Genomic DNA, 16,098 nt, shown 5'->3' with positions numbered 1-16,098 from the left:
CGATACCTTCAAGCCGATCCCGCAAGTGCGGCACCGGCCCCCTTCGCGTGGCGGGTGTCACCAGTCTCCAGGATACCCTTCTCCACGAGGTCATCGATCTGTCGCGGCGACAAGCCGAGCAGGTCCTGCGCGATCTCCACGGTGTCCTCGCCGAACAGCGGTGCCGGCTTCTTCTTGGGATCAGGCAACCTCTTCGAGCGGACCGGGGCATTCTCGACATGGAATGCGCCGGCGATCAGGGAATGGGTCATCCGGTGGAAGAAGCCACGATCCTTGAAATGGCCGAAATCCGGCAATTCGGCGACACGAAGCATCGCACCGGCGGGCACACCCGCAGTCTGAAGCTCGCCCATCGCGTCCTGCGGGCTGCGCTGCCGAAGCCATGCGACAAGGGCCTGATCGACCCGGTCGCGCCGAGCATCGCGTTGCGCCGCCGTCGCCAGGGCGGGATCGCCAGCCAGGTCGGGCCGCCGCAGGACGCGGCACAGCGCCTGCCAGTCGCCATCGCCGCGGACCGTCACCACGCACCATTCATCCTCGCCCGCGCAGGGGAAAACACCCCAGGGAGCATCCCGCTCCGGTGCGGCGTCCGGCGCATGACCGGACCGGGCCAGCGACGCAGCCGCGATCTTGACGGCCATATGGTTCAGCATGACCTCCGACTGGGCGACCCCGACGGTTCCGCCGCGGCCGGAACGCAGACGCCGGATGAGAAGGGCCAGCGCCCCGATGGCGCAGACTCTGCCGACGACATGGTCGGGATAGACGGTCACCGCATCGCTGAAGCTCTGCGGATCGTCGGGATAGCGCCATTGCGTGGTCAGCCCCGCCGCCGCCCGAACCAGCGGACCGTAGCCCATCCGGCGGCTCCATGGTCCGGTCGACCCGAACGCGGAGCTGTCGACCATGATGAGGCGCGGATTGACGGCGCTCAGGACATCATGGCCGAGCCCGAGGGACTCCAGGGTTCCCGGCTTGAAATTGGAAAGGACGATGTCGGTCTTCTCGACCATCTTCAGCAAAAGCGCCCGGCCTTCCGGGTGACGCAGATCAATGCCGAGGGACTTCTTGTTCCGATGCCCGGCCATGAAGCTCGGCGTCATCTTCACCTTGCGGATCGACTCCCGCATGCCGTCCGGGAAAGCGGAATTCTCGACCTTGATGACCTCGGCGCCCTGGTCGGCGAGCAGCCGCCCCGCCTCCGCCCCGACGACGATGACGCCGAGATCGAGCACGCGAATCCTCGCCAGCGGTCTCTCCCCCGGCTCCGGAGTCCCGGCATCCTGCAAGCCGTTCCATGGGCGATCGGCGGACGGCAGCGCGGGCGGCCAGCCGGTTCCGAGCGCCGGTGCCGGACCGCGCACACCCACCCGCCGTCCGTCGATCTCCATCAACCCATCCGGCAATGGTACGGTCATGCCGGAATCGGCCGGAACCGGAACGAACAGGTTCCGCGCCCGGACCTGATCGCTTTCGATCGCCTCCGCCAACTCCAGCACCCCGGCGACCGGCACGCCGTGCCGCTGGCCGGCCTCCTCCAGTTCGGCGCGGCTTTTGTCTATGACGAGGCGGGCGATCGCGGCGGTCACCTGAGGCGACGCGAAGCGCGTGCGCATGTCGTCGAGGGCTGGGTCGGAAAGCTCCGCCGGCCGCCCCAGCCACTCGAACATCCCGCGCCATTGGCGCACCGAGAGGATGCACAGCCGAACATAGCCGTCGGCACAGGGAAGGATCGGGTACTGGTGGCCGGCGTCGGGACGGCCTCGCGGCTGGGCGCTGGCCGATGCCCCGGCAGTGGCACTGCCGGCAACGCCGAATCCCGGATCCAGCGCTTGGCTCGCCCCATCCAGCAACGCGAAATCCAGATGGTCTCCCCACCCGGTTTTCAGCCGGTTCAGAAAGGCGACGAGGATCGCGAACACGGCCTGCGACGCGGCGCACTCGTAAGGCAGCTCGCTCGGCGGCAGAAGCGGCGCGCGGCCCGGCTTGCCCGAGCGTGCGAGTTCCCCGGAGAGCGCATGGATGACCGGCGCGGTCGCCTGCCAGCGGCTATATTCGCCTTCCTGGCCGAAATCACTGGCCGACAGGATGACGAGCGCCGGCTTGCGCCGGTGGATGCCGGCGACATCCAGAGCCGCGGCCTCCGCCGAGCCCGGTCGCGTGTTTTCGATCAGGATGTCGGCGCGGTCGAGCAGCGCTTCGAAGCGCTCGCGGTCCACCGCATCAGCGGGATCAAGGGTAACGGCCGACTTCCCGGCGTTCGCGGCGATGAAACTCAGGCTGACGCCGTCGAACAGCGGACCGTCCCGGCGATCCGCGGCCCCGCCGGGGGGTTCCACCCTCAGCACGTCGGCCCCCAGATCCGCCAGACGGCGGCCGATCGCCGCCAGCGTGCCGCTCACCATGTCGATGACCAGCATGCCGTCCAACGGCAGGTTCCGGTCTTCTCCGGCACGGTTCTCCGCAGTCGTTTCCTCCGGCATTTTCGTTCCTTCACGGTTTTTTTGATGATAGGCAGCCGTCGGCCGCCACCCGAAGCGGGGGCGGGCATTCACCGGACAGTCATGAATTCAGCAAAACGCACAGGTTGGCCGACGGTCAGTCGCCCCGGCCGCCCCCCGCTTGTATTATCGCCCGCGCCAGCGCGGCTGCCGCTTCTCGATGAAGGCGCTCGGGCCTTCCTGGAAATCCTCGGTCAGCCTGATCCGCCGAGCGGCCTGTTCGCTGAGCTGGCGCAGGGCATCGTCCGGCAGGTCATAGGCACGGCGTGCGATGCCGAGGCTTTCACGCACCGCGATCGGCGCATTCTCGCAGATCGTCTCGGCGAAGCGGAGCGCTTCGGCCATGAGCGCGTCCGGCGCCACGACGCGATTGACCAGCCCATGGGCCTGCGCGCGCTCGGCGGCGAGCGGCGCGCCGGTTGCGATGAGTTCGAGCGCCAGGGCGCGCGGGAGCGCCCGAACGAGGCGGTAAACCCCTCCCGCCGCGGCGACCAGGCCGCGCTTCACCTCCGGCAGTCCGAAGACCGCGGTCTGCGAGGCGACGATGAAATCGCAGGCCAGGGCGATTTCCGTTCCGCCCGCCAGGGCAAACCCGTTCACCGCGGCGATCCAGGGCTTGGCCCGCGGGTGATGCACGAAACCGGCGAAGCCGCCGTCCGCAGTGAACAGGGTCTCGGCCTGCCCCGCGGCAACCGCCTTCAGATCGGCGCCGGCGCAGAAAGCCTGCTCGCCGGCCCCCGTCAGAATGACCGCCCAGACGTCCGGGTCCTGTTCGGTTTGGCGGACGGCCCGCTCCAATCCCCGGGCGACTTGACCGTCGACCGCATTACGCGCCAGCGGCCGGTCGATCGTCACCAGCGCGACATGGGCGGACAGAAGCTGCAGACGAACCGGACTGTCATCGGACGTCGTCGTTTCAAAGCCATCGGTCATGGCAAAGCTCTCCAGTTGGGTATCCCGTCCACGGCCGGCACCGCAACGCCGTCGATCCCGACTGGCGACACGTCGAGGTCGGTCAGGCGGGCAAGGGTTCGTTCATCGCCAGCAGGAACCCGGGCCATGCCGCGTGTTCCGCCGGGGCCGCGCAGGATCACCACGGCGTGGCTGACGGAGCCGTCGCGTCCGTAGAGGATGGTGAAGGTTTCCAGCCGGCATGGTCCGGCGACGTTGGCGCGGAAGGGCGGGACCGGCCCCCGCCGGCTGTCGGCCATGTCCTGCACCGAGGACGGCCAGCCGGTGATCGGCTTTCGTGACGGCGAGGAAGACAGCACCAGCGCATGATGCTTGGTTACGAACTCTCCTTGCCCGTACAGCAGACCAACTCCATTCGCGATGCGAAGCCGGCGGACCATGGCACAAGCGGCGTGCGTCATGTAGTTGTTCAGCGGCGCGCCGAAGAAGCTCAAGCCCCCCGTCACCGTCGGCTGGACATCCGGCCCGAGGCCGAGCGCCCGACGGGCCATCTTCGGCACGCAGGGAAAGCAGCTGTACAATTCCAGGGCGTCGAAGGCGTCGCCACTCGCAATTGCTGTGGCGGCATCGAGCACCGCGTCTTGCGCGTGGCTTTCATGGAACTGGTCGCGGTCGAGATAGTCGCGGGGCTCATTGGCGGCGGCTCCACCCCAGATATGGACCAGAGCGCCATCCGGAATCCGGGCCGCCCTGGCTCGGGCCAGACTGGTGACCAGGATCGCCGCCCCCTGGTTGACGGTGGGGTTGGCCACCATCCGCTTGGTGTAGGGCCAGGCGATCAGGCGATTGTCGGCCGTCGGCGTGACGATGTCGTCGCTCGCATAGGGTTTTGGCAGCCAAGCGAACGGGTTCGTCTCCGCTACGCGGGAGTAGACAGACCACAGATCGCCGGATTCCATGAGGGCTTCGCGCGGTGTCTGACCCCAATGGGCCGCGCTCGCCGCATCATAGAAGGGATAGACGGAAATCGGCTGCGCGACCCCCAGCTTGACGGCCAGGGGATGGAGGAAATCGGCGCCGCGCAACGGGACCGGCGCGTCGCGGGCGAACTCGGTCCAGGGAAGGGTGAGCTTCGCCTTCTGCGCCTGATTGACGGTGTGTTGCGCTTCCGCGCCGACGATGGCCACGGCGGCGCTCTCGCCGCGGGCGATCCGAAGGGCGGCCTCATGCAGGAAGCGGACGGGACTTTCCCCGCCGATCGCGCCGTAGACGGCACGGGCCGGCGTGATGCCGAGCCGGCAGGCAAGCTGGCGGGCCGGATCGGCATAGCGCCAGCTCGTCAGATTGACGACATCGAGCGAATCCACCGCTGCCAGTACGCCGCCCCCGGCATCCTGATGCGCTCGGTCGAGCGCCGCCGCCATAAGCGCCAGCGGTTCAAGCCCATCCATGGGATCATCCGGCCGGTCCTTGACCTCACCGATACCGACGATGACGGGAATTCGATCTTCGGACACGCGGACCCTCATCTCTGTTTTCCGGCCCTTCAAGGCCGGCGATCGGGCAAATCGAAGATGGCGGCGACTCACGGTTCTTGCCGGGCTGCACATGGGCGTTGGCCTGATTGCTCGCGTGCCCCACCATCAGCGGCTAGCATCAAGCTGGCGGCATCGGCAGTCCAATATCAATTCATCCCTGATTAAGATGCTTTCCATCTTAATCAGGCGTGGAAGCCAAGGCCGCCGCAGCCCGCCGACGGCGAATCTCCAACTGGCGAGCCCCCGGCATTGATATAGGATCGTTATGAATGAAACCGCTCCACCGCGTTCCACTCCCAGGGGGAAAGCCACGCGGTTGGGACCGCCACCGGGGATGACGACACGGCGATGAAGCTCGATCCGGATGCCCTGATACAGTTCGCCGCCGTTGCGGAAGAGGCGTCCTTCACCAAGGCCGCGGCCCGATTGCGGGTCGCGCAACCCTGGCTGTCGCTTCGGATCCGCCGCCTGGAAGGCTATCTCGGCTTTCCGCTGTTCGACCGGACCACCCGCCGTGTCCAGCTGACCGAACGTGGCGCCGAATTCCTGGAAGCGGCGAAGCGGATCGCCGACGCGCTGACCAGCGCGGAGGCGATGGCCGATCGGTTGCAACGGCGCGACCAACGCCGGATCAGGATCGGCGCGCCTCCCTACAGCGCTGAAATCCCCGAGCGCTCCATCCTGATCGCCAGACTGGCCGAGCAGGACCGCGACCTCGTCATCGAACTCGACATCGGCTGGACACCGATCCTGATGGATCGCCTGCGGCGCGGCGACCTCGATCTGGCGTTCGCTCTGGCACCGCCGCCGATGGAGGATCTGGAAGCGCACCGGCTTACGGGCATAGCCCTCGACGTGGTGATGCCGGGCGACGACCCGTTGGCCGGGGAACGCCAGGTCCGGCCGGACCAGTTGGCAAAACGCAAGGTCGGCGTGTTCACCCGGTCTCTCCATCCGACGCTGCACGACAGGCTGTTCAAGCCTCTCTCGCTGGCCGGCGCGGATCTCGTCCAGATGCCGGAAATCAGCAGCAGCATGAGCGAGCGCGTCGGCCGCGGGGAAATGCTGATGGCGATCTTCGCCTGCTCCGGTCTTCCCAAGCAGGACATTGCGCTGGAAAGGCGCTCCCTGATGGTCGACATGACGGACTTCAGCATCGTCCGCCATCGCGGCGACCGTTCGAAGATCGTGGAAACCGCCTGGAGGCTGGCCACCGGGTCGGCGTGAGTCCATCGCCAAACTGATGCCGGAACAGCCGGCCGATAAAACGCATTGACACCAAGCAAGCGCTTGGTAGGATGAAATCGATCGCTGGGCTGATCAACGGTTTCAAGTGCCGCTGCCGGAACCGACGGCCCGCGATCGTTCCAGCGAATGCCAATCCATTGGATAGCAGGACACAAGTCCGCGTCGCGATGCCGCCGGGTGCGTCGCCGGGCGGAGGGAGGGTTCGCGCCTCGCTCCCGAAAGGCCGCGGCGCGCCACTCCTTCCTGAGCGCGGCGACGGCTCTAGCCCTGGCGGCAGCCCAGCCGGCCAGATCCGTAATCAAAGAAATGAGGGAGGAGCATTTCGTGACTGCCTTCGACGACATCAACCTGTTCCTGCCCGACGTCTGGGCCGGGCATGCCCGTCGGACTCCCGAAAAGACCGCGCTGGTGTGCGGTGATCACAGCCTGACTTGGCGCGGCTTCAACGAGTCCATGAACCGGCTGGCCAACGCACTGCTGGGCGCCGGCCTGCGCAAGGGCGACCGGGTGGCGGTGCTGATGTCCAGCTCGGTCGAGGCCGTCGTCGCCATGTTCGGCGTGGTGAAGTCCGGCGCCTGCCTGGTTCCGGTCAGCAGCCTGCTCACGTCCGACCAGCTCGCCACGCTGTTGAACGACGGCGGCGCCACCTTCCTGCTGGTGTCGCCCGATCTGCGCCCCCTGATCGACCCGATCCGCGACCGGCTGGCAACCATGCGTGTCGACGGGTTCGTCTGCACCGGTGCGGCGGAAGGCGACATGCTGGGCTGGCGCTCCTACGACTCCTTCGTCGCCGACACCCCGGCCGATGAGCCCGGCGTCCGCTTCGCCATGGATGACCCCTTCAGCATCATGTACAGCTCCGGCACCACCGGGCTGCCGAAGGGGGTCGTCCACAGCCACCGGGCGCGCCAGTATTTCTGCGTGTCCAACGGCTTCGAGATGCGCTTCGACGCGACGGCGCGCGCGCTGACCAGCACGGCGCTCTACACCGCCGGCACCTGGCTGATGGTGATGCCCGTCCTGTTCGTCGGCGGCACCCTGCATATCCTGCCCCGCTTCACGCCAGACGCGTTCCTGCGGACCGTCGCGCGCGAACGCATCACCCACAGCTTCGTCGTGCCGAGCCAGATCATCATGGTCCTGACCGAGGGGCGTCTGGAGGAACACGACCCCGGCTATGATCTGGGCAGCCTGCGCACGCTGCTTTCGGCCGGCTCGCCGTTGCGGCCCGACCTGAAGGCCAAGCTGCTGGCCCATCTCGGTCACGCCTTCTACGAGCTGTACGGCTTCACCGAAGGGTCCTCCACCCTGCTGAAGCCCGAGGAGCACGTCACGAAGTTCCTGTCGGTCGGCGCGCCGCTGATGGGGCAGGAAATCGCGATCATCGGCAGCGACGGGCAGCGAATGCCGCCCGGCGAACCGGGTGAGATCGCCGGCCACGGCCCCGGACTGCTCACCCGCTACCACGGGAAGCCGGAGGAGACCGAGGCCGCCATCTGGCGCGACGAGCAAGGGCGGAGCTTCATACGGTCCGGCGACATCGGCCGGCTGGATGCGGACGGCTACCTCTATATCCTGGACCGCAAGAAGGACATGATCATCACCGGCGGGTTGAACATCTTTCCCGCCGACATCGAGAAGACCGTCAGCAGTCACCCCGACATCCTGGACATCACCGTCGTCGGGGTGCCGCACGAGAAATGGGGCGAGACCCCGGTCGGAATCGCCGTGCTGCGCGAGGGCGCCACGGCGACCGCCGGAGAGATCATGGCCTGGGCCAATGAACGGCTGGCCAAGCACCAGCGGCTGACACGCCTCGACATCCGGCCGGAACTTCCGCGCAACGCCCTCGGCAAGGTGCTGAAGCGCGAACTCCGCGCCGAACTCGGCGAAGCGGCGTCCTGAAGAGCCCGGCTTCCCCCTTCGCCCTTTCCACTCCCCGCGTCGCACCGCACCTCTCCAGGCCCCGTCCCGGAGAGAGCGCCCAAGCCGACGCCAAGTTCACGGTGACCGCCGATGCTCGAAGCCTATCTCTACGACCATGTCCGGACGCCGCGCGGGCGTGGCCGCGCGGACGGCGCGCTACAGAAGTAACGCCGATCCAGCTCGCCACCCAGGTGCTGGCCGGTCTGCGCGACCGCAACGCGCTCGACACCGCGCTGGTCGACGACGTGGTGATGGGCGTGGTGATGCCCATCGGCGAGCAGGGCTGCAATATGGGCCGCGTCGCCGCGCTGAACGCCGGCTACGCCGAAACGGTGTCGGGCCAGCAGCTCAACCGCTTCTGCGCCTCCGGCCTGGAGGCGGTCAACCTCGCCGCGGCGCAGGTCGCCTCCGGCATGCTCGACGGGGTGGTCGCCAGCGGCGTCGAATCCATGTCGCGCGTTCCCATCGCCTCGGACGGCGGCGCCTGCTACAGCGACCCGCAGGTCAACTGGAACACATGGTACATCCCGCAGGGCATCGGCGCCGACCTCATCGCCACCATGGACGGCTATTCCCGCGAAGATGTCGATGCCTTCGCCGTGGAAAGCCAGCGCCGTGCCGCCCATGCCTGGGACCAAGGCTGGTTCGACCGCTCCGTCCTGCCGGTGCGCGACGTCATCGGCGAGGTGGTGCTGAGCCGGGACGAGCATCTGCGGCCCAGCTGCACCATGGCCGATCTCGCAAAGCTGAAGCCGGCCTTCGCCGCCATGGGCGAGCAGAGCGGTTTCGACGGCGTCATGCTCCAACGCTATCCCGAGGTGGAGAGCATCTCCCACATCCACACCGGCGGAAATTCCAGCGGCATCGTCGATGGCGCCGTGGCCGTGCTGGTCGGCAGCCGGGACTTCGGCGTCCGGGCCGGGCTGAAACCGCGTGCCCGCATCCGCGCCTACGCCTCCATCGGCAGCGAACCGGCGATCATGCTGACCGGTCCCGCCGCCGCCACCCGCAAGGCGCTGGCCAAGGCCGGCATGGCGATCGGCGACATCGACCTGTTCGAGGTCAACGAAGCCTTCGCCTCGGTGGTGCTGCGCTACATGAGGGAGTTCGACCTGCCGCATGACCGGGTCAACGTCGCCGGCGGCTCCATCGCCATGGGGCATCCGCTGGGCGCCACCGGCGGCATGATCCTCGGCATCGTGCTGGACGAGTTGGAACGACGCGGCCTGACCACCGCCGTCGTCACGCTGTGCGCCGCCGCCGGCATGGCGACCGCCACCGTCATCGAGCGCGTCTGAACGCCAGCAGGAACAGGAAACGACAGATGAGCACCATCCGCTTCGAGCTGGGCAGCGACGGCGTCGCCCTTCTCACCATCGATTTGCCGGATCGCCCGCAGAACGTCTTCACCGACGCCTTCGCCGCCCATCTCGACGCCACCATCGAACGCATCGCCGGCGATCCGGCGGTCAAGGGCGCGGTTCTCACCTCGGGCAAGGCGGGCGGCTTCATGGCCGGAGCCGACCTCAAGGATCTCGTCGGCGCCTATGACCGCGGCATCACCGCCGCCGAGGCGGCCGGCTGGGCGCAGCGCGCCTCGGCCCTGTACCGCCGGCTGGAAACCTGCGGCAAGCCGGTGGCGACCGCGCTGAACGGTCTGGCGCTCGGCGGCGGCTTCGAGCTGGCGCTGGCCTGCCATCACCGCGTGCTGGCCGACCATCCCAAGGCGGTCGTCGGGCTGCCGGAGGTGACCGTCGGCCTGCTGCCCGGCGCCGGCGGCACCCAGCGGCTGCCGCGGATGATCGGCATCGAGAAGGCGTTGCCGCTGCTGCTGGACGGACGGCATGTCAGGCCGGCCGAGGCGCTGGCGCTCGGGTTGGTCGACGCGGTGGTCCCGGCGGATCGGGTGGTAGCCGAAGCGCGGGAGTGGGTGCTGTCCAATCCGGGTGCGGTACAGCCGTGGGACGTCAAGGGCTTCCGCATCCCCGGCGGGGCCGGGCCGCTGGCGGCGCACGCCCCGCGCAGCTTCATGGCCGGCACTTCGCTGATCAAGCGCGAAACGCAGGGCAACAGGCCGGCGCCGCTCGCTATCCTCTCGGCGGTCTATGAAGGCACCCAGACCACCATCGACGTCGGCCTGCGGATCGAAGCCAAATATTTCGGCACGCTGCTGAGCAATCCGGTCGCGCGCAACCTGATGCGCACTCTGTTCCTCAACAAGGGCCGTGCCGACAAGCTGGAACGCCGCCCCACCGGGGTGGAGAAGGCGGTGGTCCGCAAGCTGGGGGTGCTGGGAGCCGGCATGATGGGGGCGGGCATCGCCCAGGTCGCCGCTGCTGCGGGGATCGAGGTGGTTCTGCTCGACCGCAGCGACGATGCCGCCGCGAAGGGGAAAGGCTATTCGGCCCGGAACCTGGCGCGCGACGTCGAAAAGGGCCGGACCAGCCGCGAGGCGGCGGACGCGCTGCTGGCACGCATCACACCGACCACCGCCTATGCAGCACTCGACGGCTGCGATCTGGTGGTCGAAGCGGTGTTCGAGAGTCGTGCGGTCAAGGCCGAGGTGACCAGGGCTGCGGAGGCGGTGCTGGGGCCGGACGCGGTCTTCGCGTCGAACACCTCGACCCTTTCGATCACCGGCTTGGCGAAGGCTTCGAGCCGGCCGGACCGCTTCATCGGCATCCATTTCTTCTCGCCGGTGGAGCGCATGCCCCTGGTCGAGATCATCCTGGGAAAGGAGACCGCGCCGGAGACGCTGGCCCGAGCGCTGGATCTGGTCGGCCAGCTGCGCAAGACGCCCATCGTGGTGAACGACAGTCCCGGCTTCTACACCAGCCGCATCTTCTGCTCCTACATCGACGAGGGCATGGCGATGCTGGCGGAGGGGATCGCCCCCGCGTTGATCGACAATGCGGCGCGCATGGCCGGCTTCGCGACGGGACCGCTGGCCGTGACCGACGAGGTGTCGCTCGACCTCCAGAAGCTCGTGGTCGAGCAGGCGGTGAAGGACGGGCTGCCGGAGAAGTTCCGGCGGACGCACGCGCAGCCGGTGATCGGGCGGATGAACGAACTCGGCCGGCTGGGCCGCAAGAGCGGCGGCGGCTTCTACGACTTCCCGCCGGGCGGGCGCAAGGCGCTGTGGCCGGATTTGGCGACCGAGTTGCCAACGAAGGCGGTGCAGCCGGATGTGGGCGAGGTCAAGAACCGCCTGCTCTACATCCAGGCCTTGGAAAGTGCGCGCTGTGTCGAGGAAGGGGTGGTGACCGACACGGGAGAGGCCGATCTCGGCTCGATCCTCGGCCTCGGCTACCCGAGTTGGACCGGGGGAACCCTGTCCTTCATCGACACAGTGGGCATCCGGGCATTCGTCGCCGAATGCCGGCGTCTGGCGGCACTGTACGGCCCCCGCTTCGAGCCGTCGCCCTGGCTCCTCGACCGCGCCGCGCAGGATCGGCGCTTCCATGAAGCCGCCGGCTGAGTTTGCCGGAGGGACCGGGGCCGGCGCCTTTCAGGTCCGCACCTCATAAAGACCAACAGGGAGGAAAAGATGCGTGCGAAATGGATCATGCGTGGTTTGGCGGGCGCGGCCATCGGTCTTGCGGTTGCCGGTACGGCGGACGCCGACAGCAAGCCGATCCGGATCATGGTCCTCAACGACCAGACGGGCGTCTCGTCCGGGGCTTCCGGCCTTGGCAGCGTGAGGGCGGCGAAGCTCGCAATCGAGGATTTCGGCGGCAGCATCGACGGCTCGCCCGTCGAGGTGATCGCCATAGACCATCAGACCAAGGTCGACATCGCCTCGGCTGCCGCCCGCAAGGCCTATGATCAGGATGGCGTCGACGCCATCTTCGACATCGCCAACTCTGCCGCTTCGCTCGCCGTGCAGGAGATCGCGCGGGAGCGCGGCAAGATCGTGGTCCATGTCGGTTCGGCGGTGTCAGATCTGTACGGCAAGGCCTGCTCGCCGACGGGAGCCCTCTGGCTGTACGACACCTATTCGCTCGGCCGTGGCCTGACCAGCGCCGTTTTCGCGGAAGGCGGCACCAGCTGGTACTTCCTGACAGCTGACTATGCCTTCGGCAAGGCGATCGAAACTGAAGTTTCGAGCACCTTGAGGGCGCTGGGCGGCCAAGTCCTGGGCTCCGTGCGCCATCCCATGGGAACCCAGGATTTCTCGTCCTTCCTGCTGCAGGCCCAAGGCGCCCAACCCAAGGTCATCGGCCTCCTGAACACCGGCGAGGACGTCCTGAACTCCCTCAAGCAGGCGCAGGAGTTCGGCATGACGGGCAATACCAAATTCGCGACGTTCATTTTCTATACGCAGATGATGAAGGCAGCCGGGCCGGAGATCGGGAAAGGGCTGCAATATCTCTCCGGCTATTACTGGGACCGGGACGACGGAAGCCGTGCCTTCGCGAAACGGTATGCGGCGGTATCGAACGGAGCCATGCCGTCCGAACCGAATGCAGGGGTCTACAGCGCGGTCCGTCATTACCTGCGCGCCGTACAGGCAGCCAAGAGTCACGACGGCCTGACGGTGATGCGGCAAATGAAAGCAACGCCTTTGGACGACTTCTTCGCGCCGGGAGCCACCATCCGGGCCGATGGCCGGCTGATGAACGACCAGTATCTGGTCGAAGGGAAAGGCAAGGAGGAGATGCAGAGGCCATGGGATGTCCTGAAGGTCATCCGGACCGTCAAGGCCGCCGACATCATTCGGCCCATCGAAGACGGCGGCTGCACACGCTTGGACAGCCCGCGATCATGATGCGGCGGAACGGCGGCTGATCGGTTCATCCAGCCGACTTGCCGCTGGAACCGTCGAAGGATTCACCCTGCATCTTCCGCATTCTTTCCCAAGCAAGCACTTGTTAGGAAGAATACACCCCTCTATGTTCCACGGGGCAAGGCGAGTTGGCCGGTGACGTTATTTGTGGAGTCCGGCCTGCGGTACGAAGCTTGGTCGGACTTCGTCGCACCGTTGTGTGGTTAGTGTAACGGGCCTGCCGACATCAGCACGGAAGCGATATGAAAGCGAAAGCGGTGATGCATCCCTCCCCGACCAGCCGCGGCAAGCGTCGCCCGGGCACCGATCACGAGATAGTCGAACCCGTGGACCGGCGCCAACGGATCATCATCGAGGCCGCGAGCCTCTTCGCCAGCAAAGGGTTCGAAGCGACCTCCATCCGTGACATAGCCTCGGCAAGCGGGATTCTCTCCGGATCCCTGTATCATCACTTCGCATCCAAGGAGGAGATCTTCGTCGGGGTGCACGCCGCCGGTATGGAGGTTCTGGTCAACGCAGTAAAAGCCGCCATCGAAGGTATCGATGACCCGTGGGATCGGCTGGCTGCGGCTGCGGCCGGTCATTGCACCGCCCTGCTGGAGAAGGGGGAATATATGGTCATGGTCGTACCGAAATTCCCGGTCTCCATCGGAATGCACCGCGACGAACTCGTCCGTCAGCGCGACAACTATGAGCAGCTTGTCGCCGGCCTGATCTCCGCACTGGGTTTGCCGGACAACATCGATCCACATATTTTCCGCTTGCACTTCCTCGGCGCGCTGAACTGGACACAGGCTTGGTATCGGCCAGGATCGGGGCTACTTCCGTCGGATATTGGCCGCCAACTCGTCCGAATGTTGCGCCCTTGGCATAGGACGGACACCGATTAGGCGGTAATCGGACAAAAGAGCAACATGCGTGCACGAAAGGATCGAAGCGCACTGCCGACTGCGCCCGCGGATCGAGCAGGTGGCGGTGCGCTTCAGCACGGCCGGTACCGGCGGCGTCGAGATCGAGCAGGAGGGCGATCTGGTGGCGTTGCTCAGCCTCGGGCTGAGCCCGAACGCACCGAAGGCCGGCGCTGCGGAAGCGGCCGGCCTTCGGGAACAGGTGCGTTCTGTAATGGTGGTTGCGGGGGCAGGATTTGAACCTGCGGCCTTCAGGTTATGAGCCTGACGAGCTACCGGGCTGCTCCACCCCGCGGATGTCCTTGATATGGGATGACGGACGGTGAAGATGCAAGCTTATGCTTCGTGATTGAGCGTCTCTTGAGGCTTGGTGACCTGGCGGCGACCTACTCTCCCACGTCTTAAGACGCAGTACCATTGGCGCGGAGGCTTTTCACGGCCGAGTTCGGGATGGGATCGGGTGTTTGACACCTCGCCATGACCACCAGGTCACCAAGGCTCAAGACCGACGCGTCTTCCGAAGCGCTAAGCTTGTTCAGTGCAAGTGAGGTGAGGATGTATCGAACGGCGGTGCGCTGGTCAAGCACTGCTCTCAAGCAGGCTTGCTGCTGCGCATGGCGCGGTAATGTGGTGTCGAGATCAAGCCGATCGAGCGATTAGTAAGGCTTAGCTTCGAGCATTGCTGCCCGTCCACATGCCTCCTATCGACGTGATGGTCTGTCACGGCTCTCAAGGGAGCTCTGGTTTAGAGGTGGGTTTCCCGCTTAGATGCTTTCAGCGGTTATCCCGTCCATACTTAGCTACCCGGCCATGCCACTGGCGTGACAACCGGTGCACCAGAGGTATGTCCATCCCGGTCCTCTCGTACTAGGGACAGATCCTCGCAAAACTCCGACACCCACGGCAGATAGGGACCGAACTGTCTCACGACGTTCTAAACCCAGCTCACGTACCACTTTAATCGGCGAACAGCCGAACCCTTGGGACCTGCTCCAGCCCCAGGATGTGATGAGCCGACATCGAGGTGCCAAACGACTCCGTCGATATGGACTCTTGGGAGTCATCAGCCTGTTATCCCCGGCGTACCTTTTATCCGTTGAGCGATGGCCCGTCCACGTGGAGCCACCGGATCACTATGGCCGACTTTCGTCTCTGCTCGACTTGTCAGTCTTGCAGTCAGGCGGGCTTATGCCATTGCACTCGACGAGCGATTTCCGACCGCTCTGAGCCCACCATCGCGCGCCTCCGTTACACTTTGGGAGGCGACCGCCCCAGTCAAACTACCCGCCATGCAGGGTCCCGGACCCGGATCACGGGCCACGGTTAGATGCCAGAGACTTCAAGGGTGGTATTTCAAGGATGGCTCCACACGAGCTGGCGCCCATGCTTCCAAGCCTCCCACCTATCCTACACATGAAGTCCCTAGCACCACTGCAAAGCTGTAGTAAAGGTGCACGGGGTCTTTCCGTCTGACCGCGGGAACTCCGCATCTTCACGGAGAGTTCAATTTCGCTGAGTTGGTGTTGGAGACAGCGGGGAAGTCGTTACGCCATTCGTGCAGGTCGGAACTTACCCGACAAGGAATTTCGCTACCTTAGGACCGTTATAGTTACGGCCGCCGTTTACCGGGGCTTCAATTCAGAGCTTGCACTCCTCCTCTTAACCTTCCGGCACCGGGCAGGCGTCAGACCCTATACGTCGCCTTGTGTGGCTTCGCAGAGCCCTGTGTTTTTAGTAAACAGTCGCTACCCCCTGGTCTGTGCCCCCCGCCATGGCTTGCGCCACAACGGGGCCCTCTTCTTCCGAAGTTACGAGGGCAATTTGCCGAGTTCCTTCAACACCATTCTCTCAAGCGCCTGGGTATACTCTACCAGTCCACCTGTGTCGGTTTGGGGTACGGTCTATACGGCGGGGCTGTTTCCTGGAACCGGTCCACAGCATGTCCAATCCGATAAGGACATACACGCTTTCCGATCCGTCACCTCCGCCAGGCCCACGACTATTAACGTGGTTCCCATCGACTACGCCTTTCGGCCTCGCCTTAGGGGCCGGCTCACCCTGCGTGGATTAACCTTGCGCAGGAACCCTTGGACTTTCGGCGACAGTGTTTCTCACACTGTTTGTCGCTACTCATGTCAGCATTCTCACTTCCGATACCTCCAGGCGGCCTCACGGACACCCTTCGCAGGCTTACGGAACGCTCCGCTACCACGTGATCAAAGATCACATCCGCAGCTTCGGTACACGGCTTGAGCCCCGATACATTTTCGGCGCAGGCC

General features: G+C 65.9%; 8 protein-coding genes, 1 tRNA gene, 2 rRNA genes and 1 pseudogene (1 of these 12 cut by a window edge). 6 read left to right on the top strand and 6 right to left on the bottom strand.

Features of this window, described 5'->3' with window-relative positions; genetic code table 11:
- Window positions 1–8 precede the first annotated feature (8 nt).
- From ACCD06_RS03135 to ACCD06_RS03125, 3 genes are all read right to left on the bottom strand, one after another.
- Window positions 9–2,483, bottom strand: coding sequence for a CaiB/BaiF CoA transferase family protein (locus ACCD06_RS03135; RefSeq protein ID WP_413338713.1), 2,475 nt, complete (start codon window positions 2,481–2,483; stop codon window positions 9–11).
- Between the two features lie 144 nt (window positions 2,484–2,627).
- On the bottom strand, window positions 2,628–3,434 hold the full coding sequence (locus tag ACCD06_RS03130; protein WP_413338711.1) for an enoyl-CoA hydratase-related protein: 807 nt from the start codon (window positions 3,432–3,434) through the stop codon (window positions 2,628–2,630).
- Window positions 3,431–4,963 (bottom strand): acetyl-CoA acetyltransferase, encoded by a 1,533-nt coding sequence (locus ACCD06_RS03125; protein WP_413338709.1) that lies wholly within the window; start codon window positions 4,961–4,963, stop codon window positions 3,431–3,433. Before ACCD06_RS03125 ends, ACCD06_RS03130 begins: the two co-directional genes overlap by 4 nt.
- A 336-nt stretch (window positions 4,964–5,299) precedes the next feature.
- Between ACCD06_RS03125 and ACCD06_RS03120 the strand changes: the two genes are divergently transcribed.
- The 6 genes and pseudogenes from ACCD06_RS03120 (at window position 5,300) to ACCD06_RS03095 (ending at window position 13,801) form a co-directional block, all read left to right on the top strand.
- Window positions 5,300–6,178, top strand: a complete 879-nt coding sequence (locus ACCD06_RS03120; protein WP_413338707.1) for a LysR family transcriptional regulator — start codon at window positions 5,300–5,302, stop codon at window positions 6,176–6,178.
- A gap of 345 nt (window positions 6,179–6,523) precedes the next feature.
- Window positions 6,524–8,104 (top strand): class I adenylate-forming enzyme family protein, encoded by a 1,581-nt coding sequence (locus tag ACCD06_RS03115; RefSeq protein ID WP_413338705.1) that lies wholly within the window; start codon window positions 6,524–6,526, stop codon window positions 8,102–8,104.
- Between the two features lie 111 nt (window positions 8,105–8,215).
- A pseudogene (locus tag ACCD06_RS03110) lies at window positions 8,216–9,423 on the top strand (acetyl-CoA C-acetyltransferase).
- Between the two features lie 26 nt (window positions 9,424–9,449).
- Window positions 9,450–11,603, top strand: a complete 2,154-nt coding sequence (locus ACCD06_RS03105; protein WP_413338703.1) for a 3-hydroxyacyl-CoA dehydrogenase NAD-binding domain-containing protein — start codon at window positions 9,450–9,452, stop codon at window positions 11,601–11,603.
- Window positions 11,604–11,672: 69 nt separating this feature from the next.
- On the top strand, window positions 11,673–12,893 hold the full coding sequence (locus ACCD06_RS03100) for an ABC transporter substrate-binding protein (RefSeq protein ID WP_413338701.1): 1,221 nt from the start codon (window positions 11,673–11,675) through the stop codon (window positions 12,891–12,893).
- 260 nt (window positions 12,894–13,153) lie between these two features.
- The gene (locus ACCD06_RS03095) at window positions 13,154–13,801 is read left to right on the top strand and encodes a TetR/AcrR family transcriptional regulator (RefSeq protein WP_413338699.1); all 648 of its coding nucleotides are present in this window, start codon (window positions 13,154–13,156) and stop codon (window positions 13,799–13,801) included.
- A 236-nt stretch (window positions 13,802–14,037) separates the two neighbouring features.
- Here the strand turns inward: ACCD06_RS03095 and ACCD06_RS03090 are convergent.
- The 3 genes from ACCD06_RS03090 to ACCD06_RS03080 all read right to left on the bottom strand — a co-directional run.
- Window positions 14,038–14,114, bottom strand: a tRNA-Met gene (locus tag ACCD06_RS03090).
- A 78-nt stretch (window positions 14,115–14,192) separates the two neighbouring features.
- Window positions 14,193–14,308 (bottom strand): 5S ribosomal RNA (rrf, locus tag ACCD06_RS03085).
- 146 nt (window positions 14,309–14,454) lie between these two features.
- A 23S ribosomal RNA gene (locus ACCD06_RS03080) occupies window positions 14,455–16,098 on the bottom strand (it continues 1,102 nt past the right edge of the window).

The sequence above is a fragment of the Azospirillum sp. CT11-132 genome (assembly GCF_047302835.1).
Lineage (GTDB): Bacteria > Pseudomonadota > Alphaproteobacteria > Azospirillales > Azospirillaceae > Azospirillum.
Note: the sequence above shows the minus strand (reverse complement) of the source record. Positions and strands in the feature narration are given on the sequence as shown.

What these genes read in the sequence shown, in the direction of transcription:
- ACCD06_RS03135 (WP_413338713.1), bottom strand. Translation starts at nt 2,483, where the DNA reads ATGCCGGAGGAAACGACTGCGGAGAACCGTGCCGGAGAAGACCGGAAC.
- ACCD06_RS03130 (WP_413338711.1), bottom strand. Translation starts at nt 3,434, where the DNA reads ATGACCGATGGCTTTGAAACGACGACGTCCGATGACAGTCCGGTTCGT.
- ACCD06_RS03100 (WP_413338701.1), top strand. Translation starts at nt 11,673, where the DNA reads ATGCGTGCGAAATGGATCATGCGTGGTTTGGCGGGCGCGGCCATCGGT.
- ACCD06_RS03105 (WP_413338703.1), top strand. Translation starts at nt 9,450, where the DNA reads ATGAGCACCATCCGCTTCGAGCTGGGCAGCGACGGCGTCGCCCTTCTC.
- ACCD06_RS03120 (WP_413338707.1), top strand. Translation starts at nt 5,300, where the DNA reads ATGAAGCTCGATCCGGATGCCCTGATACAGTTCGCCGCCGTTGCGGAA.
- ACCD06_RS03095 (WP_413338699.1), top strand. Translation starts at nt 13,154, where the DNA reads ATGAAAGCGAAAGCGGTGATGCATCCCTCCCCGACCAGCCGCGGCAAG.